We start from the raw sequence: 25,962 nt of genomic DNA, 5'->3' as shown, positions 1-25,962 counted from the left end.
GCCTTAGTTCGATGCAAGTGAGGCACACAATGTGTGGTGTTGATTAACCGATGATTAACCGGACGCTATTCTAGAGCGTAGGGATTATCTGATGTTGCGAACTTTGGCGGCATAATGCGCGCTTAATCGATCTGTCTTCTAATCCCCCCATCTTTCATGAAGGGTTCAGCATGCACGTACTGGTCTGTGAAGACGACGAATTGATCGCCAGCGGCATCGTGGCCGGCCTCGGTGCCCAGGGCTTTACCGTCGAGCGCGTGGCCACTGCCGCCGCCGCGCGGGCGATGCTCAAGGCTGCCGAATTCGACATCATGGTGCTCGACCTCGGGCTGCCCGACGAAGACGGCCTCAAGTTGCTGCAACAACAGCGCAGCCAGGGCCTGGAAATTCCGGTGCTGATCCTCACCGCGCGGGATTCGGTGACCAACCGCGTCGACGGCCTGCAAGCCGGCGCCGATGATTACCTGCTCAAGCCCTTCGACCTGCGCGAACTCGCCGCGCGCCTGCAAACCTTGCTGCGGCGCGTGGCCGGGCGCAGCGTCAACCTGATCGAACACGGCCGCCTCAGTTACGACCCGAGCAGCCGCGAAACCCTGCTGGCCGGGCAGCCCGTGGACCTTTCCCGCCGTGAACAAGCGCTGTTGCAGGCGCTGCTGCACAACAAGGGTCGCGTGCTCTCCAGCGAACAGCTCAAAGACAGCGTCTACGGCTTCAACGACGAACTGGAAAGCAACGCCCTCAACGTGCATATCCACCATCTGCGGCGCAAATTGGGCAACGGCATCGTCGAAACGGTGCGTGGCCTGGGCTACCGCCTGGGGCCGGCGGATGGTGGAGAGAGCGCTTCGTGATGAGCCTGCGTCTGCGCCTGACCTTCAAGCTCGGCGCCGCTTTTGTGTTGATCTGGGCGCTGGCGGCGGCCTGGATGCTCAACGATCTGCGCAACCAGATGATGTTCTCCCTCGACCAGCGCCTGGTCGCGTCGGCGCGTATGGTCGCCGGTTTGATGGAGCAGATGCCGGGCCTGGCGAGCAGCGCCGAGGGCAAGCACTTCAGCGCCGAGCAACTGAACGTGCCGGGCGGCATGGCCTGTCAGGTCAGTTCCTTGCGCGGCGAAGTGTTGGCGCGCAGCCACACCACGCCGGACCAGGGGCTGGAATCCCATCGCAGCGGTTTTCGCGACCAGATCATCGACGGCGCGGCGTGGCGCAGCTTCACCCTGGCCCGTGGCGATCTGTTCATTACCACCGCCGACCGCCAGGTGGAGCGCGAGGCGTTGAACCTGTCGATCCTGCTGGCGGCCTCGGTGCCGGTCGGCGTGGCGTTGTTGGGCTGCCTGTGCCTGCTGTGGCTGGGGATCGGCCAAAGCCTGCAGCCGCTCAATCGCATGCGCGATGCATTGATGCGGCGCAGCGCCGATTCCCTCGAACCGTTGCAGATCCACCCGCTGCCCAGCGAGCTGAAACCGCTGCTCGACACCCAGAACCAACTGTTGCAGCGCATTGCCAAGACCATCGAGCGCGAACGCCGCCTCACCGGCGACGCCGCCCACGAACTGCGCAGCCCGCTGACTGCGATCAAGACCCACCTGCAAGTGGCGCGCATGACCGACGGCGCGGCCCGCGACCAGTCCCTGGCCCATGCCGAGGAGGGCGCCGACCGCCTGCACCGCACCCTCGAGCAATTGCTGTTGCTGGCACGGGTGGAGGGCAGCCTGTCGTTCGACGACGGTGTGCAGTCGAGTGCCGAGCAAGTCGCACGGCTGGCGATCCAGGATGCCAACGCCGGCGACAACCAGCGCATCGACCTGATCCTGCCGGACGACCTCAGCGATACCCCGCTGGAAATGCCGGTGGGCCTTGCCGTCGCGGCCCTGCGCAACCTGCTGGACAACGCCCTGCGCCACACCCCGGCCGATACCCGGGTGGAGCTGAGTGTGTTGATGGCCGGCGATCAGGTGGTGTTCCGTGTGCGCGACCACGGCAAACAGATCGCCAGCGAAGACCTGCAATACCTGACCCAGCGCTTCTGGCGCAACGGCAACAGCGAGGGCTGCGGCCTGGGCCTGGCGATTGTGCAGGCGATCGTCCAGCGCTGCTCCTGCTCGTTGACGTTCGACAGCCAGCCGGATGGCCTGCGGGTCGATCTGGGCATGCCGCTGCGGCGCTGACCCGCGTTCTTTCGTGTGCCAAATAGTTACCGCCCGCCTGACGTTCAACCCTTCAGGATGGCGGTCATTGTTTTGCGCTTGAACGGGCCGAATGACTCGGCCTGTACCGAAAAGGACGCTTCTTATGTTGGTCATCGATACCAGTTTTCCCGCCAAGGACTTCAACGCACGCAACGGCGAGCCCGTGGCGCAAGTGGTCCTGCATTACACCGCCGCGCCCTTTATGTCATCCCTGCACACCCTGACGCGACACGGCGTCAGCGCGCACTATCTGCTGCCTGATCCGGCCGAGCCCGGCTACCGCGCCGCCGGTTACGACGAGTTGCGCGTGTTCCGCCTGGTGGATGAGAGCCAGCGCGCCTGGCATGCCGGGGCGAGCCACTGGGGTGGGCGGGACAACCTCAACAGCCGCGCGATCGGCATCGAGGTCGTCAACCTGGCGCGGGATGAGGGCGGGGTGTTTACCTTTCCTGCGTACCCTCGGGAGCAGGTGGAGGTATTGATCGAACTGCTGCGCGACATTCTCGCGCGTTACCCGCACATCGGCCCGAGCGACATCCTCGGGCATTCGGATGTGGCGTACTGGCGCAAGAGCGATCCGGGGCCGCGCTTGCCTTGGCGCGGCCTGTTCGAGGCGGGCGTAGGGGCCTGGTTCGATGAAGCAACGCGGGCGATGTATCAGCGCCGCTTTTGTGTCGGGTTACCGCCCGAGGTGGAAGTGGAGCGGGCGTTTCAGCGCTACGGGTATAAACCGGCGCAGAATCGCCAGGCGTTCGAGCTGCGGACCCGTGCGTTTCAAATGCACTTTCGGCCCAGGGATTACGGTGGGGCCCTGGATGCTGAGACGTGTGCGATTTTGTATGCGCTGAATGACAAGTATCGGGGCCTTTGACAGCGAGCGCGGCTCAATTGGCGGCGCTTGATCCGTCTGTTAACCGCCACAACACCTAAATCCATTCGACGCTGGTGCGTTTCCACAACAGGCAATCCGCGCGCAGGCCCTTGGGCCAGACGCCAACGGATCGGCAGTTTGGTCACCATCACCCGCGTATCGAGGGATCCAGAGATGTCAGTCGCTACCAGCCAAATCGCAGACGCTCGGGTGCAGGTCAGCCCGGCGCCCGTGGAAACGCTCTACCAGTTCGACGAAAGCCCGCTGCTGGCACGCCAGCGCCAGCAGGAGTCCAACGCCCGCAGCTACCCGCGGCGCATCCCTTTGGCACTCAAGCGCGCCAAGGGCATTTACGTGGAAGACGTGGAAGGCCGCCGTTTCATCGACTGCCTGGCCGGTGCGGGTACCTTGGCGTTGGGGCATAACCACCCGGTGGTGATCGCCGCCATCCAGCAGGTGTTGAGCGACGAACTGCCGTTGCACACCCTCGACCTGACCACCCCGGTCAAGGATCAATTCGTGCAAGACCTGTTCGGCCTGTTGCCGGCCGCGTTGGCGCAGGAAGCGAAAATCCAGTTCTGCGGCCCCACTGGCACTGACGCGGTGGAAGCCGCGTTGAAGTTGGTACGCACCGCCACGGGGCGTAGCACGGTGTTGTCGTTCCAGGGCGGTTATCACGGCATGAGCCAGGGCGCGCTGAGCTTGATGGGCAGCCTGGGGCCGAAGAAACCCTTGGGCGCCTTGCTCGGCAATGGCGTGCAATTCCTGCCGTTCCCCTACGATTACCGTTGCCCGTTCGGCCTGGGCGGCGCGCAAGGCGTGCGGGTCAACCTGCATTATCTGGAAAACCTGCTCAACGACCCGGAAGCCGGGGTGCTGTTGCCGGCGGCGGTGATTGTCGAAGTGGTGCAGGGCGAGGGTGGCGTGATCCCGGCGGACCTCGACTGGCTGCGCGGCCTGCGGCGGATTACCGAGCAGGCGGGTGTGGCGTTGATCGTCGATGAAATTCAGAGCGGTTTCGCGCGCACCGGCAAGATGTTCGCCTTCGAACACGCGGGCATCATTCCGGATGTGGTGGTGATGTCCAAGGCCATCGGCGGCAGCCTGCCGTTGGCGGTGGTGGTGTACCGCGACTGGCTCGACACCTGGTTGCCGGGCGCCCATGCCGGCACCTTCCGTGGCAATCAGATGGCGATGGCGGCAGGGTCGGCGGTGATGCGCTACCTCAAGGAGCACGACCTGGCCGGCCATGCGGCGGCGATGGGCGAGCGCCTGGCGGAGCAGCTGCGCATCCTGCAGCGCGACTTTGCGCAATTGGGCGATATTCGCGGGCGCGGGCTGATGCTCGGCGTGGAACTGGTGGACCCGAACGGCGCGCCGGATATCCAGGGCCACCCGCCGGTCCACCGCCAACTGGCGCCGCTGGTGCAGCGTGAATGCCTCAAGCGCGGCCTGATTCTGGAACTGGGCGGCCGCCATGGCAGCGTGGTGCGCTTCCTGCCGCCGTTGGTGATCAGCGCCGCCCAGATCGACCAGGTCGCCGAGATCTTCGGGCGTGCCCTGGCTGCGGCGGTCGCCAGCCTCTAATTTTTTACCCGCCTGGTACGTTCCTACAGATATCAGCGCTGCGCGTGGTGCGCAGCCGGCCTTTGAGCGATGGAGAACAGCAATGACCTCAGTATTCGACCGCGACGACATCCTGTTTCAGGTAGTGGTCAACCATGAAGAACAGTATTCGATCTGGCCCGACTACAAGGCCGTGCCGGAAGGCTGGCGCACCGTGGGCAAGAGCGGCATGAAGAAGGAGTGCCTGGCCTACATTGAAGAGGTCTGGACCGACATGCGTCCGTTGAGCCTGCGCCAGAAAATGGACGGCACCGCGCTGGCTTGAGCCCGCGACACTGACATCAGCGAAGATCCAATGTGGGGCTCGACCGCTTGCTCCCACATTGACCCTCAGGACTCAGGCGTTCTTGTCTTTCTCCAGCCCGCCCGACGCGCCGGTCACCACCTGTACACTCAGGCGCGGCGTGGCCAGGTCCAGCCCGGCCTCGTCCAGATGACGTTTCAGCGACAGGTTGAACGCCCGCGACACCTCCCACTGCTTGATCGGCGCGGTCTTGAAGCGCGCCCGCAGAATCGCGCTGCCCGACTCGAAACTTTCCACGCCCTGAATCTCCAGCGGTGACCAGATATTGCGGCGTTGCAGCGGGTCGTTGCGCATTTTCTGGCCGACGTCGCGCATCAACTTGATCGCATCGTCGATTTCCATGTTGTAGGGGATCGCTACCCGGAAGATCGCGTAGCCGAACTCACGGGAGTAGTTCTTGATGCTCTTGATCTCGCTGAACGGGATGGTATGCACGATGCCGTCGATGTCGCGCAGGCGCACGGTACGGATGGTCAGGCCCTCGACCGTGCCGAGGTGGCCGCCGACGTCGACATAGTCGTCGATGGCCAGGGAGTCTTCGATGATGATGAACAGGCCGGTGATCAAGTCCGCCACCAGCGACTGCGCGCCAAAACCGATGGCCAGGCCGATCACACCGGCACCGGCCAGCAGCGGCGTGACGTTCATGCCCATGTTGGCCAGGGCGACGATGGCGGCAATGATGAAGATGGTCACGAACAGCACGTTACGGATCAGCGGCATCATGGTCTGCGCACGGGCGTTGGCCAGGCCTTTGCGCGAACGGGTGAGGGCGTGATGGATCGCGGTGTCGCTGAGAATCCAGATCAGCCAGGCAAACAGCAGCGTGCCGCCGAGGCCGAACAGCTTGACGCTGATTTCATGGCCGTCGCCTTCGGTGAAGCGGATCAGCGACAGGCCCCAGACCCGCAGCCCCAGCTCGATAAACGTCAGCCACACCAGCAGGTGGGCGAGGGTGTAGACGAAACTCTTCAAGCGCTCGGAGTACAGCGCATGGCGCTTGTGCCCGCGTTGCGGCTTGAGGGCATGGCGGCGTACCAGGCCGTTGATCACCATGCACAGCACCAGCAACACCGTGCAGAGCAGCGACTGGCGCAAGGCGGTGCTGGTGTCGCCGGCGGAGACGAAGGTGGCGAACAGTGAAATGCCGACCAACAGCAGGGCCGGGATGTACCAGAAGGTGCCGATGATTTCGATCGTGTCGCTGAGGGCGCGGCGGGTCAGGCGACGGGACAGCGGCTGGTTGCGGATCAGGTGCGCAATCGGCCGGCGGAAGCGCAGGATGAACACGCCGGTGGACAACGCGGCCATCACATTGGCGACGGTTGCCGCCGTGTGCGCCAGGTGCTGGCCCAGCGCAGCGACCAGCCTGGGGTCGCCCAGGGCTTCGCCAAAGGCGGCGAAACTGCCGATCCACCACAGCGGCCGGAACGCCTGGCGCCGCAGGATATACAACGCGTGACGGCGATGGGGGCCGTCCAGCACGGAGAATGCGATCACGCAGATCGCCGAGAAACAGGTGCCGACCACCAGCGCATACGCCAGCACCATCGCCAGGGATTTGCCCAGGGACGAGGGCAGCGCGTAACTCAGGTACACGGTGATCACCAGCGCGATCAGCCACGGCCCCAGTTTGCGCAGGGCGAAGCGCAGCAAGTCCCAGGTGCGCGGGTGTTGCGGCAGTTCTTCGGTCAGGCCGAAGCGCTCGCGCACCCGGTGGCTGAGCCAGATCAGCGCGGCAGCCAGCAGGCTCCACACGGCGAGGATCAGGGCAAAACCGAAGATGATCGGCAGCCATTCGCTGGCCGGCAGCATCAAGGCCTTGAGTTCATCCGTGGCCATGTCCACTTCGTCGGACCAGCGTCCCAGTGGGCTGTCGGCGCCGGAAAACTGCTGCTCAAGGCCGGACAGCGTGCTGCCGATCAGCCCGAGCACGCCTTGTTCGGCGGCCGGCTGGGCCTTTTGCGTGGTCTGGCGCAGCTTTTTCAGGTCGTTCAGCAACTGGGTGCGCTGCTGGTCGTTTTCCAGGGTCTTGATCACCTCGTCCAGCGACTGCCCCAGCGGCAGCTCGGCCTGGGGTTGCGGCTTGCTGGTGCCACCCAGCAGCCCGGGCAAACCCATGGCCTGGGCCGGGGCGAGCGGGAGCAGGGTAAGCAGAGCGATCAGCAAACAGCAGGGCAGGGCAAGCAGACGGGAAAGCACGAGGCGGTCAACCTTGAAAACGACGAATTGACCGAGTGTACGAGGCCCCTATGCCCAATGCGAGTGCATTTGTTATTCAGCGAGTTTAGCGAGGATCTTGTAAACCACAGTGCCCAGAATCAACAGCATGCCGATCCACATGCCGAACACGCCGAGGGGCTTGTCACGAAAATTGAAGCCGACCGCGAGCATGATCATGCCGATCAGGATAGGGATGAGCATGGCGTGGAAGGAGGACATGGTGATCATGAGGCGATGGCCTTCTCAGAGTGGGAATACTGACAAGTCTAGGTGGGATTGCGGGAAATGCAGGTGATATAGATCAGGTCCACGCAAAGCCAAATGTGGGAGGGGGCTTGCTCCCACATGTTTAACTGCATCCGGCCTTTGGATCAGGGCAGATCGCGGCTTGCGTAGAACGCGCCGAGCACTTTCACCAGATGTGCCAGGTCATGGCTGCCGCACAGTTCGCGAATGGAGTGCATGGCGAACGTCGGCAAACCGATGTCGACGGTCCGCACGCCCAGGTGGCTGGCGGTGATCGGGCCGATGGTCGAGCCGCAACCCATGTCGCTGCGCACCACAAAGCTCTGCACCGGGACTTCCTCGGCCATGCACAGGTGGCGGAAGAAACCGGCGGTTTCGCTGTTGGTGGCGTAGCGCTGGTTGCTGTTGACCTTGATCACCGGGCCGGCATTGAGTTTCGGGCCGTGGTTGGCGTCATGTTTGTCGGCATAGTTCGGGTGGACGCCGTGGGCATTGTCGGCCGATACCAGCAGCGATTTCTGAATGGTGCGGACAAATTCGTCACCTTCGGGCAGCAGGCGGCGCAGGGTCTGCTCGAGCATCGGGCCATCGGCACCGCAGGCCGAGCAGGAGCCGACTTCTTCGTGGTCGTTGCACACCAGCACGCAGGTTTCATCGGTCTCGCTGGTGAGCAAGGCTTGCAGGCCGGCGTAGCACGACAGCAGGTTGTCCAGGCGGGCGCCGGCGATGAAGTCGCCATTGAGGCCGATCACGGCGGCGCTTTGGGTGTCGTAGAAGCTCAGCTCGTAATCGAGCACCACATCGGCGTTCAGCCCGTGCTCGCGGGCCAACTGCTCGGTGAGCACGGCGCGGAAGTCCACGCGCTCGTCGCCGGCGAACTGCGCGAGGATCGGCGGCAGTTCGGTCTGGGCATTGATCGCCCAGCCCTGGTTGGCTTCACGGTTCAGGTGGATGGCCAGGTTGGGGATGATGGCAATCGGCAGCTTGAAGTCGATCAGCTGGCTTTCGACCTTGCCGTCGCGGCGGAAGGTCACGCGGCCGGCCAGGGACAGGTCGCGGTCGAACCACGGTGCCAGCAATGCGCCGCCGTAGACTTCGACGCCCAGTTGCCAGAAACCCTGGCGTTGCAGCTCGGGTTGCGGCTTGACCCGCAGGCACGGGCTGTCGGTGTGGGCGCCGACCAGGCGGATACCGCCCTGCAGCGGCGAGTGGCGGCCGAGCTTGAAGGCGATGATCGAGGAGTCGTTGCGGGTCACGTAATAGCGCCCGTTGGCTTCGGTGGTCCAGGTGTCGCGCTCGTCGAGACGCTGGTAACCGGCCGCTTCGAGGCGTTGGGCCAGGGCCGCAGTGGCATGAAAAGGAGTAGGGGAGGCCTTGAGGAAGTCGATCAGGCCTTGATTCAACGCTTCGCGCATAAATAGCTCCAGACAGCAATGCCGCAAGTTTACCGTTCGATGGCAAGAAGTGCACAAAACAAATGTGGGAGGGGGCTTGCCCCCGATGGCGGAGTGTCAGTCACTGCATTTGTTCACTGACCCACTGCAATCCCCTCCCACATTTGACGGTGTTTACAGCTTTAGAAGGGGGCCGGGCACTCGAAGCGCAGCCGCTCGCCGCTTTGCGGGTGGGTGAAGCTCAGCATGCTCGCGTGCAGGCACAGGCGCGGCCAGGCGGCCAGGGCTTGTTCATGGGCGTACAAGCCGTCGCCGAGCAGCGGGTGGCCGATGGAAAGCATGTGTACCCGCAACTGGTGCGAGCGCCCGGTGATCGGCGTCAGCTCGACGCGGCACCAGTCACCGCAACGTTCCAGCACCTTCCAGAAGGTCAGCGCATGCTTGCCGAACTCGTGGTCGACCACATGGCGTGGCTTGGTTGGCGGATCGTAGCGCAGGGGCAGGTCGATGCTGCCGCTGTCCAATTCCGGTTGACCCCAGGCCAGGGCGGTGTAGGCCTTTTCGGTTTCGCGGTCATGAAACTGGCGGGACAGTTCGCGGTGGGTGTCGGCGTCCCGCGCGAGCAGAATGATCCCGGAAGTTTCCCAATCCAGGCGATGGACGATTCGGGCCTCTGGGTAGCCGTTTTCCTGCAGACGGGTGATCAGGCAGTCCTTGTTGTCGTCGGCGCGGCCGGGCACCGAGAGCAGCAGAGTCGGCTTGTTCACCACCAGGACGGCGGCATCCTGGTAGAGGATATGGATGTTGGACAACGGCATTAAACAGCCTCGTAACAAACGCCAACGGCGGCTCGATCACCCGGCTCCCGCAAAGGGATCAAGGTGACGGAGCCGCCGTGGCGACCGCCCTTTCGATCAACGATCGGGCAGGGTGATATTGAGTTCCAGAATCGAGCAGCTGCCGTCGTTTTCCAGGGCGACATGTACGTCGTCGTTACCGATATTGACGTACTTGCGGATCACTTCGACCAGTTCCTTCTGCAAGGCTGGCAGGTAGTCCGGGGTGCTGCGTTGGCCGCGTTCGTGCGCCACGATGATCTGTAGACGCTCTTTCGCTACCGACGCGGTACTTGGCTTTTTGTTGGCGCGAAAGAAGTCGAGAAATTTCATTGTTTAGTTGCCTCCAAAGATACGCTCGAAGAATCCCTTCTTCTTGACATCGAGGAAGCGGTGTTCCACGGTCTTGCCCAGTAAGCGATCAACCGCGTCGCTGTACGCCTGGCCGGCGTCGCTCTGGTCGTCCAGAATCACCGGGACGCCCTGGTTGGAGGCCTTCAGCACCGCCTGGGACTCGGGAATGACACCCAGCAGGGTCACTGCGAGGATCTCTTTGACGTCTTCAACGCCGAGCATCTCGCCATTGCTGACGCGCTCAGGGTTGTAGCGGGTGAGCAGCAGGTGCTCCTTGATCGGGTCTTCGCCTTTTTCGGCGCGCTGGGACTTGCTGGCCAGCAGGCCGAGCATGCGGTCCGAGTCACGTACCGAGGAGACTTCCGGGTTGGTCACCACGATGGCTTCGTCGGCGAAGTACATCGCCAGGTGAGCACCGGTTTCGATACCGGCCGGGGAGTCGCACACCACGTATTCGAAGGTTTCCTTCAGTTCAGCGAGGACTTTGCCTACGCCTTCCTTGGTGAGCGCATCTTTGTCGCGGGTCTGGCTGGCGGCCAGTACGTACAGGTTCTCAAGGCGCTTGTCCTTGATCAGGGCCTGTTGCAGGTTGGCTTCACCGTTGACCACGTTGACGAAGTCGTACACTACGCGGCGTTCGCAGCCCATGATCAGGTCGAGGTTACGCAAACCGACGTCGAAGTCGACGATGACTGTCTTGTGGCCGCGCAGAGCGAGGCCGGTACCGATAGCGGCGCTGGTGGTGGTCTTACCCACACCACCCTTGCCGGATGTAACCACGAGAATCTTGGCCAAGGTGTTTCACCCCTAAGGAAAAAGGACTTTTCAGCCCCCGAAAAACATCTCTTGGAACTCGCTGCAGGCGGACAGCCTTTGTAGGGAAAAGAGGTGGTTTCCGCGTGGAAACGCCAACTTCAAATGAGTCCTACGCAAGTCTTGCCGGTTTCGCTGTGCTATCAGAGTCTAGAGATGCTTGGAAAATGCGGCAGTATCCGTTAAAGACGGATGATGTTCAACACATCGCCCGACAGGCTGACTTGTACCGCGGCGCCCCACAGTGGATCGCGGCGCAAATCTTCTGAAACCTTGTACTGACCTGCGATCGACACGAGTTCAGCGGTCAACTGCTGGCAAAAAATACGTGCCTTGGTATCACCCTTGATGCCGGCGAGGGCACGTCCGCGCATGGGGCCGTATACATGGATGTTGCCATCGGCCAGAAGTTCCGCGCCCGGACTGACCGACGAGATCACCACCAGGTCGCCGCCCTGGGCGTAAATCTGCTGCCCGCCGCGCACGGGGGAGGTGATGATCTTGGTCGGCTTGACCGTTGGCTCCGGCGGTTTTTCCGGTTTTTTCTTCACTTCACCGGCCAGCGGATCGAGTGGGCGCTCGCGGGCACCGGACGGTGGCAGTACTGGCAGTTCAATAGCGATGGCGGCGGCAATGTCTTCGATACGGCTGGCACGAATCGCCAGGGTGCGCAGGCCATGGGAGCGGCACACGCGCATCAGGCCCGGCAGGTCGATTGCGCCCTGGCCGGCTGGCAGCTTGTCCAGGGCCAGCACCAGCGGCGCGTTGTTGAAAAAGTTCGGCGCCAGGGCGACCTTGGCGGCGAGCTGGCGGTCCAGGGCGTCGAGGTCATTGCGGGCCAATTCCAGCACGGTAATGGCGAGCATGCTGCCTTTCAGCTGGAACACGGGATCTTGGTCTAGCGGTTCGGTTTGGCTCATGGTCGGCAAAAGCGGCTTGTCACGAAAAGTGTCGAGACTTATAACGAGAACAACCACTGGCCGCAAGCCGAGTCGAACCGTTGTAGAATGCGCGGCCCTTGTCTTTACCGGAATCTGTAATGGATCGCCCGCGTTTTCGAGCTGTATTTTTTCACCCGCGATTTTGGCTGCTATGGCTGGGACTCGGCCTGTTGTGGCTGGTCACTCAATTGCCATACCGCGCGCTGCTGACCATTGGTCGCCTGCTGGGCGCGGGCATGTACCGCGTGGCCGGCGAACGTCGCCGCATCGCCGCGCGCAACCTGGAACTGTGCTTCCCGGAAAAGTCCGCGCAAGAGCGTAAACATTTGCTCAAGGAAAACTTCGCCTCCACCGGCATCGCCTTCTTTGAAATGGCCATGAGTTGGTGGTGGTCGCGCCAGCGCCTGGCGCGGCTGGCCCACGTCGAAGGCCTGGAGCACCTCAAGCAGGCTCAGTTGGACGGCAAGGGCGTGATCCTCATGGCCCTGCATTTCACCACCCTGGAAATCGGCGCGGCGCTGCTCGGGCAAAAACACACGATCGATGGCATGTACCGCGAGCACGGCAACCCGCTGTTCGACTTTATCCAGCGCCGTGGCCGCGAGCGCCACAACCTCGACTCCCTGGCCGTGGAGCGTGAAGACGTGCGCGGCATGCTCAAGCTGCTGCGCGCCGGCCGCGCCATCTGGTACGCGCCGGACCAGGATTACGGCGCCAAGCAAAGTATCTTCGTGCCGCTGTTCGGCATCCAGGCCGCCACCGTGACCGCTACCAGCAAGTTCGCCCGCCTGGGCAAGGCGCTGGTGGTGCCGTTTACCCAGGAACGCCTGGCCGACGGCAGCGGTTATCGCCTGGTGATCCATCCGCCGTTGAGCGATTTCCCCGGCGAAACCGATGAGATCGATTGCCTGCGCATCAACCAGTGGGTCGAAACCTCGGTGCGCGAATGCCCCGAGCAATACCTGTGGACCCATCGCCGCTTCAAGAGCCGGCCGCCGGGTGAGCCCAGGTTGTACGAAAAACGCCGTCGGTAAGACCCGCCTTTCTCTACATGGAGTGACGCAATGCGCCCAGCTGAACCGGTTACAGGCTTGATTCTTTCCGGCGGCGGGGCGCGTGCGGCGTATCAGGTGGGGGTACTGGCGGCGATTGCCGAGTTGCTGCCGCCGGGCGCGGCCAATCCGTTTCCGGTGATCGTCGGCACATCGGCCGGCGCGATCAACGCGGTGAGCCTGGCCAGCGGCGCCATGGACTTCAGCGCGGCGATCGAGCGTCTGGCGGCGTTCTGGCAGGGCTTTCGCAGCCACCTGGTGCTGCGCAGCGATTGGCCGGGGGTGATTCACCAGGCCGCTCGTTTCTGTTTCCACAGCCTGCTCGGCCTGGGCGCCCAGGTCCCGGTGGCGCTGCTCAACAGCGCGCCGCTACGGGATCTGCTGCACGAGATGCTGCACCTGGATGGCATCGACCAGGCCATCCGCGAAAAACACCTGAAGGCGGTGGCGGTCACGGCCTTCGGTTACGAGTCCGGGCAAGCAGTGACCTTTTACCAGGGCGGCGGCACCATCGATGCCTGGCTGCGCCATCGGCGTATCGGTGTGCCCAGCCGACTCACGGTCGAACACCTGTTGGCCAGTTCGGCGATCCCCTTGCTGTTTGCTCCGGTGAAGCTCGACCAGGAATATTTCGGCGATGGCGCGGTGCGGCAATCGGCCCCCATCAGCCCGGCCTTGCACCTGGGCGCCAGCCGCGTGCTGGTGGTGGGTGTCAGCGGCAACCCGCGCGGCGTCGAGCATGAACACGCCTCGCAGCGCGCCTACACCGGCCAGCAGCCGACCCTGGCGCAGATCGGTGGGCACATGCTCAACAGCACGTTCATTGACAGCCTGGAAAGCGATATCGAGTTGCTGGAGCGCTTGAACCAGTTCAGCCATTTCCAGCCCGCCGACAGCGCGGCCCGGGGCTTGGCGCCGGTGGATGTGCTGGTGATTGCGCCGAGTCAGCCGATCGATGAAATCGCGGCGCGGCATCGGCAGGAATTGCCCGCGGCGTTGCGCCTGTTCCTGCGCGGGCCAGGTGCGACCAAGACCAGCGGGGCGGGGGTGCTCAGTTACTTGCTGTTCGAGGCGGGGTATTGCAGTGAGTTGATCGAGTTGGGGCGCAGTGATGCGCTGGCCAAGCGCGAGGAGATAACCCGGTTTTTGGGGCTGTCCCCTAGCTGAATTTGGGAGCAGGCACGCCAGCTCCCCCATCAGGCCGGCGGTGTGGTCAGAAGTGGTACTTGACCAAAAAGCTCGCCGTATCCTGGTTGGTCTTGAACGCGCCGGAATCTTCGATCCCATACTTGTTCTTCCAGTAGTCGTATTCAAAACCGACGTACAGCTGTTTCTCGCCCCAGTTCAACGCCTTGCCCAGGTCATATTTGACTTGTGGGTTGAAGTGCAGGTTGGCGTGATAAGTGCCACGGGCGTTCTTGTCGTTGTCGACCACCCAATCCATATAGCCGTCGATCAGGATGTTGGAGTTGCCCACGGGAAGGGTGTATGACCACACCGGGGTGATCTGCCACACACCGTCGCCCGGGCGATTGCCTTCGGTCTGGCGCTGGTAGAAGTTCAACTGGAAGTAGTCGAAACCAGGGATGTTCAGGTCGAAGCCCGGGCCCAGCAGGTACGATTCGTTATCGCCTTCGCCGAACTCATAAGTGAATGCCAGCAATACATCTTTGATCGGTCCGAAGGACAAGTCCTTGTCGAAAATCTTGCCGAACGATAGACGCGGGCTGAACTCGCCGTAGTAAGTACTGGGGCCGACGTTGCCGTCTTCCTTGCCGTTGTAAAAGATGCGGTCGAGGAAAAAGAAGTTGTCGCCGTACTTCCACGCATCGGCGTGTTCAAACGTGACGGTCTGTTGGATCTGCGGGTTGACGGTGAAGTTTTTGCCCCACAGGTACGTCAGGCTGTTGTTCTGCCACTGCAACAAGTCGCCGGCAACGGCTTGGCCGCCCGCCAGCAGGGTTCCCGCCAGCATCAGGCCTTTGAACATAGGTTTCATTCGGTTGCTCCCGAGTTAAAGTTTTATGGTTTTTCTTCTAAGCAGGCGCTCTGGTGTGGCGCCTTTTGGTTCGCTGAAAAAATCGTCTGTTCGGTCAGCTTTAATGCTTTTAGCAAGAGCTGCGCCAAGGTGTAAAAAAAGCCAAAAAAATCCCCGTCGGCTGCAACGGCTGCAGTCGAATTCAGAGGGCTTTTGCGCACTTGGGCCGCTGCCCGCAGGCCGGGATAAGTTGGCCTTGCAGTCAGCTTTTACATTCGCTGTTTTTTTTTTCAGTCGATTCGAGCGGGCGCGGAGAATACTGGCTCCAAAGCCTTGGCTCAAGTGCGCTGTTAGAGCGCGCGTGGGGCGAGAATGGGGCACGGCTCGTGGCCGTCCCCAGGTCAAAGGTGTACATGTGGGCGTTCCCTGTTCGTTATTGTTTTTGTTGTGACGAAGGAATCAATGAGTGTGGGCGACGGCGGGTCGTTCAGAACCGCCCACATTGGGATCTGTGTGAGTCAGTCAGTTCGTGCGGGCGCCCTGGTTGATCCAGGTGCCGATCAGGTCGCGTTCCTGCTGGGTCATCTGGGTGATGTTGCCCAACGGCATGATCTGGCTCGCCACGGCCTGCGCCTGAATGCGCGCGGCCTGTTGCTGGATCTGCGTCGGCGTGTCGAACATCACCCCCGCCGGTGCGGTGCTGAACAGCGGGCTGGTGGGCTTGGCTGAATGGCACACGGCGCAGCGTGCCTGGATCACCCCATGCACCTTGTCGAAGTCGACCGTCGCCTGGGCCGGCACGGGTGCCGCAGCGGGGGCGGCCGGTGCGACGGGTTTCTCGCCGCCGCCCAATGCGGTCTCCGGCAACGGCTGGTACTCGATGGCCGCCGGTGCCTTGGCCACTTCGGCGATCGGCTTGGGCCCGGTGACATACGCCAGGCAAATCATCGCCAACGCGCCCACCGGCAAGGTCCAGGCATATTTCTGGCTGTTGTGCCGGGTGTTGAAATAATGCCGCACCAACACCGCCGCCACGGCGATCCCCGCCAGGATCAGCCAGTTGTAGTGGCTGCCGTAGGTGCTCGGGAAGTGGTTGCTGATCATGATGAACAGCACTGGCAAGGTGAAGTAGTTGTTGTGCCGTGAACGCAGCAAGCCCTTGGCCGGCAGGGCCGGGTCCGGCGTGCGCTGCTCCGCGATCGCCGCCACCAGCGCGCGTTGTGCCGGCATGATGATGCGGAACACGTTGCCCACCATGATGGTGCCGATGATCGCCCCCACATGCAGGTACGCGCCCCGGCCGCTGAACACTGTGCTGAAGCCGTATGCCGCCGCGATCAACAGCACGAACAGGATCAAGCCGAGCAGGGCCGGGCGTTTGCCCAGGGCCGAGTCGCAGAGAAAGGAGTAGATGAACCAGCCGGCGAACAGTGAGCCGATGCCCAGCAACACGCCTTCGGTGCCGCTCAGGCTGCTGCCGGGGGCGAGCAGGTACAGCGTCGGGTTGAGGTAGAACACCACGCACAGCAGCGCGACGCCCGACATCCAGGTGAAATAGGCTTCCCATTTGAACCAGTGCAGATTGTCCGGCATGGTCGGCGGGGCCAGTTTGTATTTTTCCAGGTGGTAGATACCGCCACCGTGGATCGCCCACAAGTCACCGGACAGGCCGTCCTTGGGGTTGACGCGGTTGAGGTTGTTTTCCAGCCAGACGAAGTAAAACGACGCGCCGATCCAGGCCACGCCAGTGATCATATGAACCCAGCGCACGCTGAGGTTCAGCCATTCCAACAGATGTGCTTCCACAGTCTTTACCTCTCGCCTGTCACCCTTGTTGTCGGGTGATCCGGCCTTCTCTTATTGGTGGGGGGCGAGGACCAACCGCTCATCCTCTTTGAAAAAATGCTCATCGCAGTTATTGCCTGTGCCACTGCGATCAACCACCAGGAAGTCATCCCGCTTTTCGATCGTCAGCACCGGGTGGTGCCAGACGCCGCGATGGTAATTAATGCCCTGCCTGCCGTTGGTGACGAAGGCGCGGACCAAGCCTGATACAGGTGCATCGCCAAGTGGCGCGACCACGATCAGAAAGGGGTTGCCGAGCAGCGGAATGAAGGCTTGGCTGCCCAGCGGGTGTCGCTCCAGCATGCACACGGTCAGTGGCATTTCCAGCGCGTCGGCGCGGAAGATGCTGATGATGGCGTGGTCTTGCGGCTGGGCGGTTTCCACCGTTGCCAGCTTGTGAAAACGCATGGTCGACCCGTTGTTGATCATGAAGTGCTCGCTGCCGTCGGTTTCGATCACGTCTCCGAAGGGGGCGAAGGCTTCTTTGGTCAGGGGTTCGATCATCAGTGTGCGCATGGCTGGCTTCTTAATCTGTTGGGTTATTGATGGACCGTTGTAGGAGCAAGCTTGCTCGCGAAGGTCATCAACGATAACGCGTGCATCCTGAATGAACGCGGTGTCCTTGAGTTTTTCGCGAGCAAGCTCGCTCCTACAGGTTCAGCATGACTTGGCGACCTTGCCCAGGACGCGCAGGCGACTCACACCGCCATCCGGGAACACGTTCAGGCGGATGTGGGTGATCGGCCCCAGCGCCTTGATCTGCTCGGCGAAGGTGTGTTCGGCGTGCATTTCCAGCTTCTGCGCCGGCAGCAGTTCGCGCCAGAACAGCGATTGGGTTTCGATCTGGCTGTCGGTGCCGCCTTTCACGAACGCGGCCTGGATCGAGCAGGTGTCCGGGTAGTTGCCCTTGAAGTGCAGGGTGTCGACGATGACTTTCTCGATCTCGCCCGCATGCCCCAGCGCGACGATCACCCAGTCATTGCCTGGCGTGCGACGCCGCGCGGTTTCCCAGCCGTCGCCCATGTTGACGCCACGGCCGGGGTTGAGGAGGTTGCCCATGCGGCCGAAGTGTTCGTCGGAACAGGCCAGGGCGCGACCGCCGTTCAGCGCCGCCGCCAGGTCGACCTGTTCGTTGTCGCCCACCGCGGACCAGTCGCGGAACGGCACACCGTACACGCGCAGACGGGCCACGCCGCCATCCGGGTAGATGTTGAAGCGCAGGTGGCTGAACGCCTGGTCATGGTTGATTGCGTGGTAGTGGTGGCTGTTGCCTTGCAGCTCGACGGCCGACAGCACTTCCACCCACTGGGTGCTGTCATCCGGCTCGCCCGAGGCGAGGAAGCAGGCTTCCAGGGAGGCCGACGGCGGGAAGTTGCCGGTGAAGAATGAAGTGTCGATGTCCACGCCTTTGATCGAGCCGGGTGCGCCCAGGCGGATCACCGCGCTGTCGTAGCCTTCGAAGCGCTTGCGGCGCGACTCCCAGCCGTCCATCCACTTGCCGTTGTCATCGAAAACGCCCTCCTTCCACACAGCCGGGGTTGGCTGGAACAGGCGGTTGGCGTCGGCGAACCAGTCATCGGTCACCGAGATGATTTTGGTGCCGAGGCGGGCGTCGGCCAGGTTGACGAACTTCTCGAAAGGTACGGGTTGCGCTTTCATTCTTCTTGTCTGCCTTGGATAGAGTGGCTGGGGATGGTCGTTTAGAGGGTCAGTAAGCGGAACAACGCGATCTTGTTGATCTCGTCCAGCGCGCACTTGAACTCGGTGTCGACCGGGTGGTGGATGCGCGTTTCGAACGCTTTGATGATCTGATGCCGGTTGCTGCCTTTTACCGCCATGATGAAGGGAAACTTGAACTTGGCCTTGTAGGCCTCATTCAGCTCGGTGAAGCGTGAGAACTCTTCGGCCGTGCATTGGTGAATACCGGCGCCGGCTTGTTCATGAGTGCTGGCTTCGGTCAGTTGGCCCTGGACGGCTGCACGGCCTGCCAGGTCCGGGTGAGCGTTGATCAGCGCCAGTTGCGTGGCGTGATCGGCGCTGAGCAGGATATCGCGCATGCGCTGGTGCAGGGTTTCGATCTCGTCGAGCGAAGCGTCCTGCCCCAGGTCGAAGGCCTTTTCGGCCACCCATGGCGAATGTTCGTAGATGTCGGCAAAGGCGCTGATGAATGCATCGCGGCTCAAGGTCGACGGTTTGACGGTCTGGAACCTGATCATTGCGCCGCACCCTTATAAGGGTGAGTGGCGTGCCAGTGGCGGGCGATGTCGACCCGGCGGGTGAACCACACCTGCTCATGGCCCTTGGCGTATTCGATAAAGCGCTGCAACGCCGCGAGGCGCGCCGGGCGGCCGATCAGGCGGCAGTGCAGGCCAATGGAAAGCATCTTCGGCGCGTCGGCGCCTTCGGCGTAGAGCACGTCGAAAGCGTCTTTGAGGTACTCGAAAAAGTCATCGCCCTTGTTGAAGCCTTGCACCTGGGTGAAGCGCATGTCGTTGGTGTCCAGGGTGTAAGGGATCACCAGGTGCGGCTTGCCGGTGGGGTTGTTGGGTTCCCAGTAGGGCAGGTCGTCGTCGTAGGTGTCGCAGTCGTAGAGGAAGCCGCCTTCCTCCATCACCAGGCGCCGCGTATTCGGACCGGTGCGGCCGGTGTACCAGCCCAGCGGGCGTTCGCCGGTCAGTTCGGTGAGGATGCGGATGGCTTCGAGCATATGCTCGCGCTCCTGGGCCTCGTCCATGTACTGGTAGTCGATCCAGCGGTAGCCGTGGCTGCAGATTTCATGGCCGGCGGCGACCATCGCGCGGATCACGTCCGGGTGGCGCTGGGCGGCCATGGCCACGGCGAAGACGGTCAGCGGGATATCGAATGCTTTAAACAATTTGAGGATGCGCCACACGCCGGCACGGCTGCCGTATTCGTACAGCGACTCCATGCTCATGTTGCGCTCGCCTTGCAGCGGCTGGGCCGAGACCATTTCCGAAAGGAAGGCTTCGGACTCTTTGTCACCGTGCAAGATATTGCGCTCGCCGCCTTCTTCGTAGTTGAGTACAAAAGACAACGCAATGCGTGCCTTGCCCGGCCAGTGGGGGTGAGGAGGGTTACTGCCGTAACCGATCAGGTCGCGTGGGTAGTCAGCGCTCACTGCAGTCTTCCTTCTTGTGCGTGGTAGCGGTGGGTGTGGCGGCCGGGCAGTGAAAAGACTGAGTGGCGTCACAGCGATGAGTGATTGTATACAACTTATTCGCCACTTTGTAAGCCCGGATTTCTGCATTTTTTCCGCAACGCTCACCTTCAAGGGTGTAGCAAGAAACTTGCCTGGCTGGTCAGCTAATGGACAAAAGGTCGTTTAAAAGCAAGGATGACTCATGAATCGGCCGGTCGTGCCAGGCCAGTGGAAGGATCGCAAGGTTTGTGATTTTTATTGTGTACAATTTTTTTTAAAAGTGTCTTAATCGGCCCGGCACCAGCTTTTTCGCTGCCCTGAAAAAGTGCGGCACTCATTTCTACTGACCTCGGGAGGCGCGTACACGCCATGGGACGTTTGACCACACACGTTTTGGACGCCGCTCACGGCTGTCCCGGCAGCAGCATCACGGTTGAGCTGTACCGCGTCGACGGCGCGCAACTGGAACTGGTCGCCACTGCCGTCACCAACAGCGACGGCCGCTGCGACGCACCGTTGCTGCAAGGCGACGCCTACCGCAGCGGTGTGTACCAACTGCAATTCAGCGCCGGCGACTATTACCGGGCGCGCGGCGTGCAATTGCCGGAGCCGGCGTTCCTCGACGTGGTGGTGCTGCGCTTCGGCATCAGCGCCGAACAGGAGCACTACCATGTGCCGCTGTTGATTTCGCCCTACAGCTATTCCACCTATCGCGGTAGCTGAGCATCATCCCCTCGACGCTCTTCGTTGGTTTTTTTGCCCGCCCACACTGCGGGCTAATGAGATGGTCACCCCCAACACCCTGTGAGGGCTACGCTTTCACGGGGTGTTTTGTTTTCGGAGGCCATCATCATGAGCGAGTCAGCACTGATCGGTATCGGTCTCGGTAAACACACTTTCCACCTGCACGGCGAGGATAAGTTGGGCCGCGAGGTCTTTCGCAGAAAATGCTCACACCAAAATTCTGCCTACTTGTAACGGTTCGCGCTTGAAAAATATGCGACTCGCATTCATCGACTTTCTGACACGCTAAGTACATCAGTGCTGCTTTGTGGCAATTGCATCAGGGAGTAGTTTCCAGTGTGATCGCCATGAAATATTTTGCATGACTAGGCTCTCATCTTTGGGAAATGTCCTATTTACTCTCGATTTTTATGTGTGCAGCCTTTGGCGCATTGTTTGAGCGTCTGCCCGCCGACGCGAGAACCTCGACCGGACTGATCCGCGATAATTAATCGAGGGAATATGGACATGACGATGCCCACTCAATGGCAAGAACAGATCGAACATGTTTGCGCCCACATTGGCATAAGCCAGATTGACTTACTGCTCGACCAAGCAGGATGGAGCCACCGTGCTGTGCCTGCCTTGGAGATGCTAACGCCAAAAGTCCCCTGGTTCTCGTTGTTCACCGGCACGTCAGAGCAAAACCTGTTGGATCAGGCCCCTCTGTTGATGCGTCTGGACTTGACGCAGTGGCGACATAAGGCCTGGCTGGAACAGTTGGTGGAGCATGCCACCGATGGCCGCCTAATGGTGGTGATCTCGTCATTGCCCTTCGAAGTTTTGAGTAAAGCCCTGCAAGGGTTTTCGCAATTGGCTTGGGGTGGACAAACCGGTTTGTTACGGTATTACGACTCACGCATCTTTCCCCTGCTGATGTCCTCGATCCTCACCGATCAGCAGCGCGCCGAGTTTCTGCAAGCCGCTGCTTATTGGGGCTGGCTTGATCGGGATAACCAGCCGCAGTGGTTACAAGGCACGAGGCTCACCCATCAGAGCAATATCCAGGTCAGTCCCTTCGTGGAAATGAACGATCAACAATTTGACCTGCTGGGTTGTATCAGCGATGCACAGCAACTGTTAAATGGCAAAAACTTTGATTTCCTGGATGAGAGCCGAGAGCGGCGTTTCGCGCTAATTCACTCACTTGTTGTGCAAGCGGGTCAGGAAAATTATTTCGGCCCTGAATTCATAGAATAAGTGCAACGTTTGAAACGATAGGCAGAGAGTCAGCCACCGGTAGAATCCAGGCTCTCACACCGAAGGATTCAAGCGCAGATGACTACGCATTACCGGCAGCTGACTCAGGGCCAACGTTACCAGATTGAGGCCGGTCTGAGCGCCGGAAAAAGCCAGGCAAGCATCGCGAAACAGGTTGGCGTACATCCCTCGACGATCAGTCGTGAGGTTCGCCGCAACAGCTCCCAGAAGACCTACAAAGCGGTTGCTGCGACCCATGAAAGTGATGCCCGTCGAGCGCAGGCGCGCAAGCACTGCAAGCCATTAACGTGGTTCAGCCATTATCTGCCGCTCTGGCTAAAACACGGTATGAGCCCGGAGCAGATTGCTCAGCGCCTGAAGCAAGAGCAGCCGGAGCGCGCGGTCAGTCACGAGTGGATTTATCGGTTTATCGCCACCGACAAACACGCAGGTGGCGAGTTATACAAGTATTTGCGGCACCGCAGGAAGCTGTACCGAAAACGCTACGGAAGCCACGACCGGCGCGGACAGTTGCGTAATCGCGTATCGATAACCGAGCGCCCTGCTGAGGTCGAAGCCCGCGAGCGTCTAGGTGATTGGGAGGGTGACACGGTGCATGGCGTAGGCGGCAATCTGGTCACGCTGGTTGATCGTAAAAGCGGCTACCTGAGCGCCTATCCGGTCAAGCGCAGGACGCGCCGGCAGGTAACGCGGGCGATCAATCTGTTGCTCAAGGGGCATGCTGTTCACACGCTGACGCTGGATAACGGGAAGGAGTTTGCCGGGCATGAACGCATTGCGCATCGGAGCCAGTGCCAAGTCTTTTTTGCAGAACCCTATTCATCCTGGCAGCGAGGCACTAATGAAAATACCAACGGCCTGCTCCGGCAGTATTTTCCCAAGGGCGGCGACTTCAGCAAGCTGACCGTCGAGGCGGTCAGTCGCGTGGTAACGAAGATCAATTTACGCCCGCGAAAACGCCTGGGCTGGAAGACGCCGTACGAAGTTTATGCAGGGGTGAGCGTTGCACTTATGTGTTGAATTCAGGGGCGATTTGACCGAGTATGTGAAACAGAACTTAAGCAGAACCTAGGTGCTTGGATAGCCACTTTGCGCTGGGACAAGAGTGTATTGCATGCACAAGTGGTTTGAATGGTTTACGCGATCAAGGTGATCAGCAAGGAAGTTGATAGCGATGCAATCGATAATAAAAAAAACACAAAAAGTCGCGTTTTACTTGTTGGGATTCGCGTTATCTGGGTGTTCTTCAGCGAACAATGAAATGGCTGGGGGAAACCTGCAAGCCATCAACCATACCATGCACGGTATTAACTGGATGTCGGTCAATGGTTACCGAGCGGACGGTGGTGGTGGAAGCTCGTGTTGCATCATCATGCCCGTCAAATGGCGTCCTGGCTTAAAGGCCCAGATTGAATGGGAGGTCGATCCTGAGCCATTTGGGCCCACGCCGCCTTTAGGAACGGACGAGTTCAGAGCTTTTATGGTTAAACATAAAGCCAACTATCAGCGCCACAACACCACCGTGGACATTCCAGAGTGGCCTGGGACGGAACGATGTGGCTTGAAGGTACACTTTTTGGTTTGTAACCAGATCAAGGTTACGAGTTCATGTTGGGCATTTAACTCAGAGCATTACCCGATTAAAGAACCCTCGCAAATGAAGGAGCCGGCCGTATGTCCGAAGTGAACAATAATTCAAAAGACAAAGCTTGGGGGCCGCCAGTTTTTCCTGCTACGGGGCGTTTTCCGACGAAAACATCGGATGTGACAGATAACTACAATAAGCAAATTGCTGAGCAAAATCGGCTTCAACAAAAACGTGACGATCAAGGGCGTCGCACACAGCGTTTTACCTGTTGTCATAGCCTGCATATCAGTCTGTTTTTCGATGGCACCAACAATAACGAAAAGAGCGACACCCAGGAGGGGCATCCCACTAATATCGCCAAGCTGTTTCATGCCTCACTACGAGGTAAAGACGCGATGGGGCAGGGTTATTTTTCGTATTACATGCCCGGTGTCGGCACGCCATTCCCCGAAGTTGGCGAACTGGATTACAGCGATAGCGGGCTGCAATATGCCACTGGGGGGGAAGACCGGATCAACTGGGCCTTGGTACAGGTGGCCAGCGCGTTATCTTATGCTCTGAACAATAAAAGCGGAATTGATGACATTGTCGCCAAGACCAAGGTCGAGGCCATGAGCACCTGGAAGGCACCGCTGATGAGTGCTCTGGGTGAAGGCAATCGCCGCCGAATCATGAAAGAGCTGCTGGCCCCTTTACACGCTCGCAAGGACGAGGCCCAGCCTAAAGTGCTGGCGGTCAAACTGTACGTGTACGGTTTCTCTCGGGGAGCGGCAGAGGCTCGCACTTTTGTTACCTGGTTGAGTCAGTTGTTCGACACCCCAGAAGGGGATGAACTGCCAAAACAGGAACTGTTGGGCTTGCCTGTCAGCGTCGAGTTTCTTGGCGTGCTGGACACGGTGGCCTCGGTGGGTATTGCCCATGTAGCCCCATTCTTTGCTGGGCATATGGACTGGGCCGATAACACCCAGTTGCTACCGGATGCGCAGCGGTTCCCGGAACTGGTCAAGTGTTGTCGGCATTTTGTCGCGGGCTTCGAGCAACGCTCATGCTTTCCGTTGGATTCGATTCGTAACGAAAACGGCCAGTATCCGGCCAGTACCTACGAAGTGGTGTACCCCGGTGTGCATTCGGATGTGGGCGGCGGCTACCCGAAAAATGACCAGGGCAAAGCTCGTGAAGGTACTCATGAGCTGGTGTCGCAGATTGTCTTGCACGACTTGTATGCCGCTGCTTTTGCAGCGGGTGCCCCTCTGCAAGTGCCAGAAGAGGTACTGCCGGACACGTTTAATAATAGCTCGGAGAAGTTGTGGCGAAAGTTGGAACGAGATACAAGAGAGGAGTTCGATATGAGCCCCCATGTAGTGGATCGTTTCAACGCCTGGCGCCTCAAAACCCTACCAGGTGTTGCGGCTGACAAATCCGTCGAGGACTCGGCCTATAAGCCGCTGCGTCTGAACACCACCGTAGAAGACACCCTTGCCGATCAACTGGGCTGGATCACCGGTTGGCGTATTGGTCGTTACGTCAATGATCCTCAAGGTAATAACGACAGCTATAAGCGCCAGCCTTTTTTCACCCAAGCCAAAGAGGCGACGCCCTATCAGGAAACTACTGAGCGCGAACAGTATAAAAAAGACCAGGCTGATGCCGTGAAAATGCGGCGGGAGAACCCTCAGTATCCCGGCCCACGAATCTATGAACCGCAGATTGATCAGACCCAACTCAGCCAAGCTGCCGAGGAATTCAAGTCTGACTACACCGGCCAGAAGCGTGAGCAATCCAGTTGGCAAGGCACGGTGACCGACGTGGTGTTACGCGATGCGATCTATTTACTTAACGAGAATGACGAGTCCAAGGACCATGACGCCCTCAAGACGGCAGGTGATCTGCGCAGTAAGCAACTGTTCCGTGATGCTCAAGGCACGTCCGGTGCAGACCCTGAGATGGCCCTACTGGTGGCGTTGTTCGATGACCAGATACACGACTCGCGGGCCTGGTTCATGCACGACAAGTTGAAGTCGAGGGAGTTGTGGGCCGGTTATTTCTTTTACCGCATGACCTATTTCGGCAATGACAATAGCCGTGATCTGTCCCCAGTCGTAGTGGCCGGTCGCATATTGGGCGTGGCGATGATTGCCGGGGCTACGGTGTATGGCATCAAGCGCCGTGGTGTATTAGGTGGTGTTGGCGGACTGGCGGCGGGCATTGGGGCGGCGACCATCGGCTACCAGGTGATCGATAAGGCCACTGGCCTAGTGGTACCGTTCTTGCCAGGCGCGGAACAACTCCTGCAACCAAGCAGCCGTGTGGGTCAGATCGCGTCGGAGCAGAAGCATCAGATTGAACTGGATGACTTTGCCCGACGCATGGAACGAACCACCGCCATGTTGCGCAAGACGGGCAGCTTGTTCGAACCGGATAGTGTCGTTTAAGACGCGAAAAATAAATCATTCTGGTCGATTACCCTACAAACCTCAGTTCCAACTTCAACTGATGGCTTTGATAATCGAGCTGCACCTTCTCGCTTCCCACCCCA

Annotated in this window: 26 protein-coding genes and 1 pseudogene; 13 read left to right on the top strand and 14 right to left on the bottom strand. The window is 60.5% G+C overall.

The features are described 5' to 3' along the window. Positions 1-170: 170 nt before the first annotated feature. From RGV59_RS27295 to RGV59_RS27275, 5 genes are all read left to right on the top strand, one after another. A complete protein-coding gene (locus tag RGV59_RS27295) occupies positions 171-851 on the top strand; it encodes a response regulator (RefSeq protein ID WP_046382548.1) in 681 nt (226 codons plus the stop codon). Next, positions 851-2,170, top strand: a complete 1,320-nt coding sequence (locus RGV59_RS27290) for an ATP-binding protein (RefSeq protein ID WP_046382549.1) — start codon at positions 851-853, stop codon at positions 2,168-2,170. Before RGV59_RS27295 ends, RGV59_RS27290 begins: the two co-directional genes overlap by 1 nt. A 124-nt stretch (positions 2,171-2,294) precedes the next feature. After that, positions 2,295-3,062, top strand: a complete 768-nt coding sequence (locus RGV59_RS27285) for an N-acetylmuramoyl-L-alanine amidase (protein ID WP_046382550.1) — start codon at positions 2,295-2,297, stop codon at positions 3,060-3,062. 174 nt (positions 3,063-3,236) lie between these two features. Next, entirely contained in the window at positions 3,237-4,649 is a 1,413-nt protein-coding gene (locus RGV59_RS27280) for an aspartate aminotransferase family protein (protein ID WP_046382551.1), read from the top strand. A gap of 82 nt (positions 4,650-4,731) precedes the next feature. Next, entirely contained in the window at positions 4,732-4,953 is a 222-nt protein-coding gene (locus RGV59_RS27275; RefSeq protein ID WP_017845810.1) for an MbtH family protein, read from the top strand. A gap of 72 nt (positions 4,954-5,025) precedes the next feature. Here the strand turns inward: RGV59_RS27275 and RGV59_RS27270 are convergent, their stop codons facing one another. The 7 genes from RGV59_RS27270 to minC all read right to left on the bottom strand — a co-directional run bounded on the left by RGV59_RS27270 (position 5,026) and on the right by minC (position 11,778). Further along, complete coding sequence (locus RGV59_RS27270) at positions 5,026-7,194, bottom strand: mechanosensitive ion channel family protein (RefSeq protein WP_104902721.1); 2,169 nt, start codon at positions 7,192-7,194, stop codon at positions 5,026-5,028. Positions 7,195-7,266: 72 nt separating this feature from the next. Beyond that, positions 7,267-7,443 (bottom strand): hypothetical protein, encoded by a 177-nt coding sequence (locus tag RGV59_RS27265; RefSeq protein WP_017845812.1) that lies wholly within the window; start codon positions 7,441-7,443, stop codon positions 7,267-7,269. 143 nt (positions 7,444-7,586) lie between these two features. Then, complete coding sequence (locus tag RGV59_RS27260) at positions 7,587-8,876, bottom strand: M18 family aminopeptidase (protein ID WP_046382553.1); 1,290 nt, start codon at positions 8,874-8,876, stop codon at positions 7,587-7,589. A gap of 161 nt (positions 8,877-9,037) precedes the next feature. After that, positions 9,038-9,673 carry an RluA family pseudouridine synthase gene (locus tag RGV59_RS27255; RefSeq protein ID WP_015885133.1) on the bottom strand — a complete coding sequence of 212 codons (636 nt, stop codon included), beginning with the start codon at positions 9,671-9,673 and terminating at the stop codon, positions 9,038-9,040. Positions 9,674-9,769: 96 nt separating this feature from the next. Next, complete coding sequence (gene minE / locus RGV59_RS27250) at positions 9,770-10,024, bottom strand: cell division topological specificity factor MinE (RefSeq protein WP_003175252.1); 255 nt, start codon at positions 10,022-10,024, stop codon at positions 9,770-9,772. A 3-nt stretch (positions 10,025-10,027) separates the two neighbouring features. Then, the gene (gene minD / locus RGV59_RS27245) at positions 10,028-10,840 is read right to left on the bottom strand and encodes a septum site-determining protein MinD (RefSeq protein ID WP_003209098.1); all 813 of its coding nucleotides are present in this window, start codon (positions 10,838-10,840) and stop codon (positions 10,028-10,030) included. Positions 10,841-11,040: 200 nt separating this feature from the next. Next, positions 11,041-11,778, bottom strand: coding sequence for a septum site-determining protein MinC (gene minC, locus RGV59_RS27240; RefSeq protein ID WP_017845814.1), 738 nt, complete (start codon positions 11,776-11,778; stop codon positions 11,041-11,043). 119 nt (positions 11,779-11,897) lie between these two features. On the opposite strand from minC, the gene RGV59_RS27235 reads away from it, so the two are divergent. Both RGV59_RS27235 and RGV59_RS27230 read left to right on the top strand, forming a co-directional pair. Next, positions 11,898-12,833, top strand: coding sequence for a lipid A biosynthesis lauroyl acyltransferase (locus tag RGV59_RS27235; protein WP_046382554.1), 936 nt, complete (start codon positions 11,898-11,900; stop codon positions 12,831-12,833). 30 nt (positions 12,834-12,863) lie between these two features. Then, positions 12,864-14,018: a patatin-like phospholipase family protein gene (locus tag RGV59_RS27230; RefSeq protein ID WP_126586490.1), complete on the top strand. Its 1,155-nt coding sequence runs from the start codon at positions 12,864-12,866 to the stop codon at positions 14,016-14,018. A 46-nt stretch (positions 14,019-14,064) separates the two neighbouring features. Here the strand turns inward: RGV59_RS27230 and RGV59_RS27225 are convergent, their stop codons facing one another. From RGV59_RS27225 to RGV59_RS27195, 7 genes are all read right to left on the bottom strand, one after another. Then, positions 14,065-14,850: an outer membrane protein OmpK gene (locus tag RGV59_RS27225; protein WP_104902723.1), complete on the bottom strand. Its 786-nt coding sequence runs from the start codon at positions 14,848-14,850 to the stop codon at positions 14,065-14,067. Positions 14,851-15,351: 501 nt separating this feature from the next. Continuing rightward, on the bottom strand, positions 15,352-16,635 hold the full coding sequence (locus RGV59_RS27220) for a urate hydroxylase PuuD (protein ID WP_104902724.1): 1,284 nt from the start codon (positions 16,633-16,635) through the stop codon (positions 15,352-15,354). 51 nt (positions 16,636-16,686) lie between these two features. Beyond that, positions 16,687-17,190, bottom strand: coding sequence for an ureidoglycolate lyase (locus RGV59_RS27215; protein ID WP_126586492.1), 504 nt, complete (start codon positions 17,188-17,190; stop codon positions 16,687-16,689). 141 nt (positions 17,191-17,331) lie between these two features. Further along, positions 17,332-18,333 (bottom strand): allantoicase, encoded by a 1,002-nt coding sequence (gene alc, locus RGV59_RS27210; protein ID WP_017845820.1) that lies wholly within the window; start codon positions 18,331-18,333, stop codon positions 17,332-17,334. A 41-nt stretch (positions 18,334-18,374) separates the two neighbouring features. After that, a complete protein-coding gene (gene uraD / locus RGV59_RS27205) occupies positions 18,375-18,890 on the bottom strand; it encodes a 2-oxo-4-hydroxy-4-carboxy-5-ureidoimidazoline decarboxylase (protein ID WP_126586494.1) in 516 nt (171 codons plus the stop codon). Next, complete coding sequence (gene puuE / locus RGV59_RS27200) at positions 18,887-19,813, bottom strand: allantoinase PuuE (RefSeq protein ID WP_126586496.1); 927 nt, start codon at positions 19,811-19,813, stop codon at positions 18,887-18,889. The genes uraD and puuE overlap by 4 nt, the downstream gene beginning before the upstream one ends. 221 nt (positions 19,814-20,034) lie before the next feature. Next, entirely contained in the window at positions 20,035-20,172 is a 138-nt protein-coding gene (locus RGV59_RS27195; protein WP_185833601.1) for a hypothetical protein, read from the bottom strand. 31 nt (positions 20,173-20,203) lie between these two features. Here RGV59_RS27195 and uraH point away from each other — a divergent pair, with 31 nt between their 5' ends. The 6 genes and pseudogenes from uraH (at position 20,204) to RGV59_RS27165 (ending at position 25,858) form a co-directional block, all read left to right on the top strand. Beyond that, on the top strand, positions 20,204-20,557 hold the full coding sequence (gene uraH, locus RGV59_RS27190; RefSeq protein WP_017845823.1) for a hydroxyisourate hydrolase: 354 nt from the start codon (positions 20,204-20,206) through the stop codon (positions 20,555-20,557). 129 nt (positions 20,558-20,686) lie between these two features. Further along, positions 20,687-20,794 (top strand): annotated as a pseudogene (locus tag RGV59_RS27185) (IS110 family transposase); the annotation flags it as partial. A 291-nt stretch (positions 20,795-21,085) separates the two neighbouring features. Continuing rightward, positions 21,086-21,817: a DUF4123 domain-containing protein gene (locus RGV59_RS27180; protein ID WP_322247126.1), complete on the top strand. Its 732-nt coding sequence runs from the start codon at positions 21,086-21,088 to the stop codon at positions 21,815-21,817. Between the two features lie 78 nt (positions 21,818-21,895). Then, on the top strand, positions 21,896-22,858 hold the full coding sequence (locus tag RGV59_RS27175) for an IS30-like element ISPsme1 family transposase (RefSeq protein ID WP_017846754.1): 963 nt from the start codon (positions 21,896-21,898) through the stop codon (positions 22,856-22,858). A 154-nt stretch (positions 22,859-23,012) separates the two neighbouring features. Next, positions 23,013-23,525 carry a DUF3304 domain-containing protein gene (locus RGV59_RS27170; protein ID WP_126586498.1) on the top strand — a complete coding sequence of 171 codons (513 nt, stop codon included), beginning with the start codon at positions 23,013-23,015 and terminating at the stop codon, positions 23,523-23,525. Then, positions 23,513-25,858: a T6SS phospholipase effector Tle1-like catalytic domain-containing protein gene (locus RGV59_RS27165; protein ID WP_126586500.1), complete on the top strand. Its 2,346-nt coding sequence runs from the start codon at positions 23,513-23,515 to the stop codon at positions 25,856-25,858. The genes RGV59_RS27170 and RGV59_RS27165 overlap by 13 nt, the downstream gene beginning before the upstream one ends. The last annotated feature ends 104 nt before the right edge of the window (positions 25,859-25,962 follow it).

It is taken from the genome of Pseudomonas sp. FG1, assembly GCF_034313875.1.
Classification (GTDB): domain Bacteria; phylum Pseudomonadota; class Gammaproteobacteria; order Pseudomonadales; family Pseudomonadaceae; genus Aquipseudomonas; species Aquipseudomonas veronii.
This window is presented reverse-complemented; position numbering and strand designations above follow the sequence as displayed.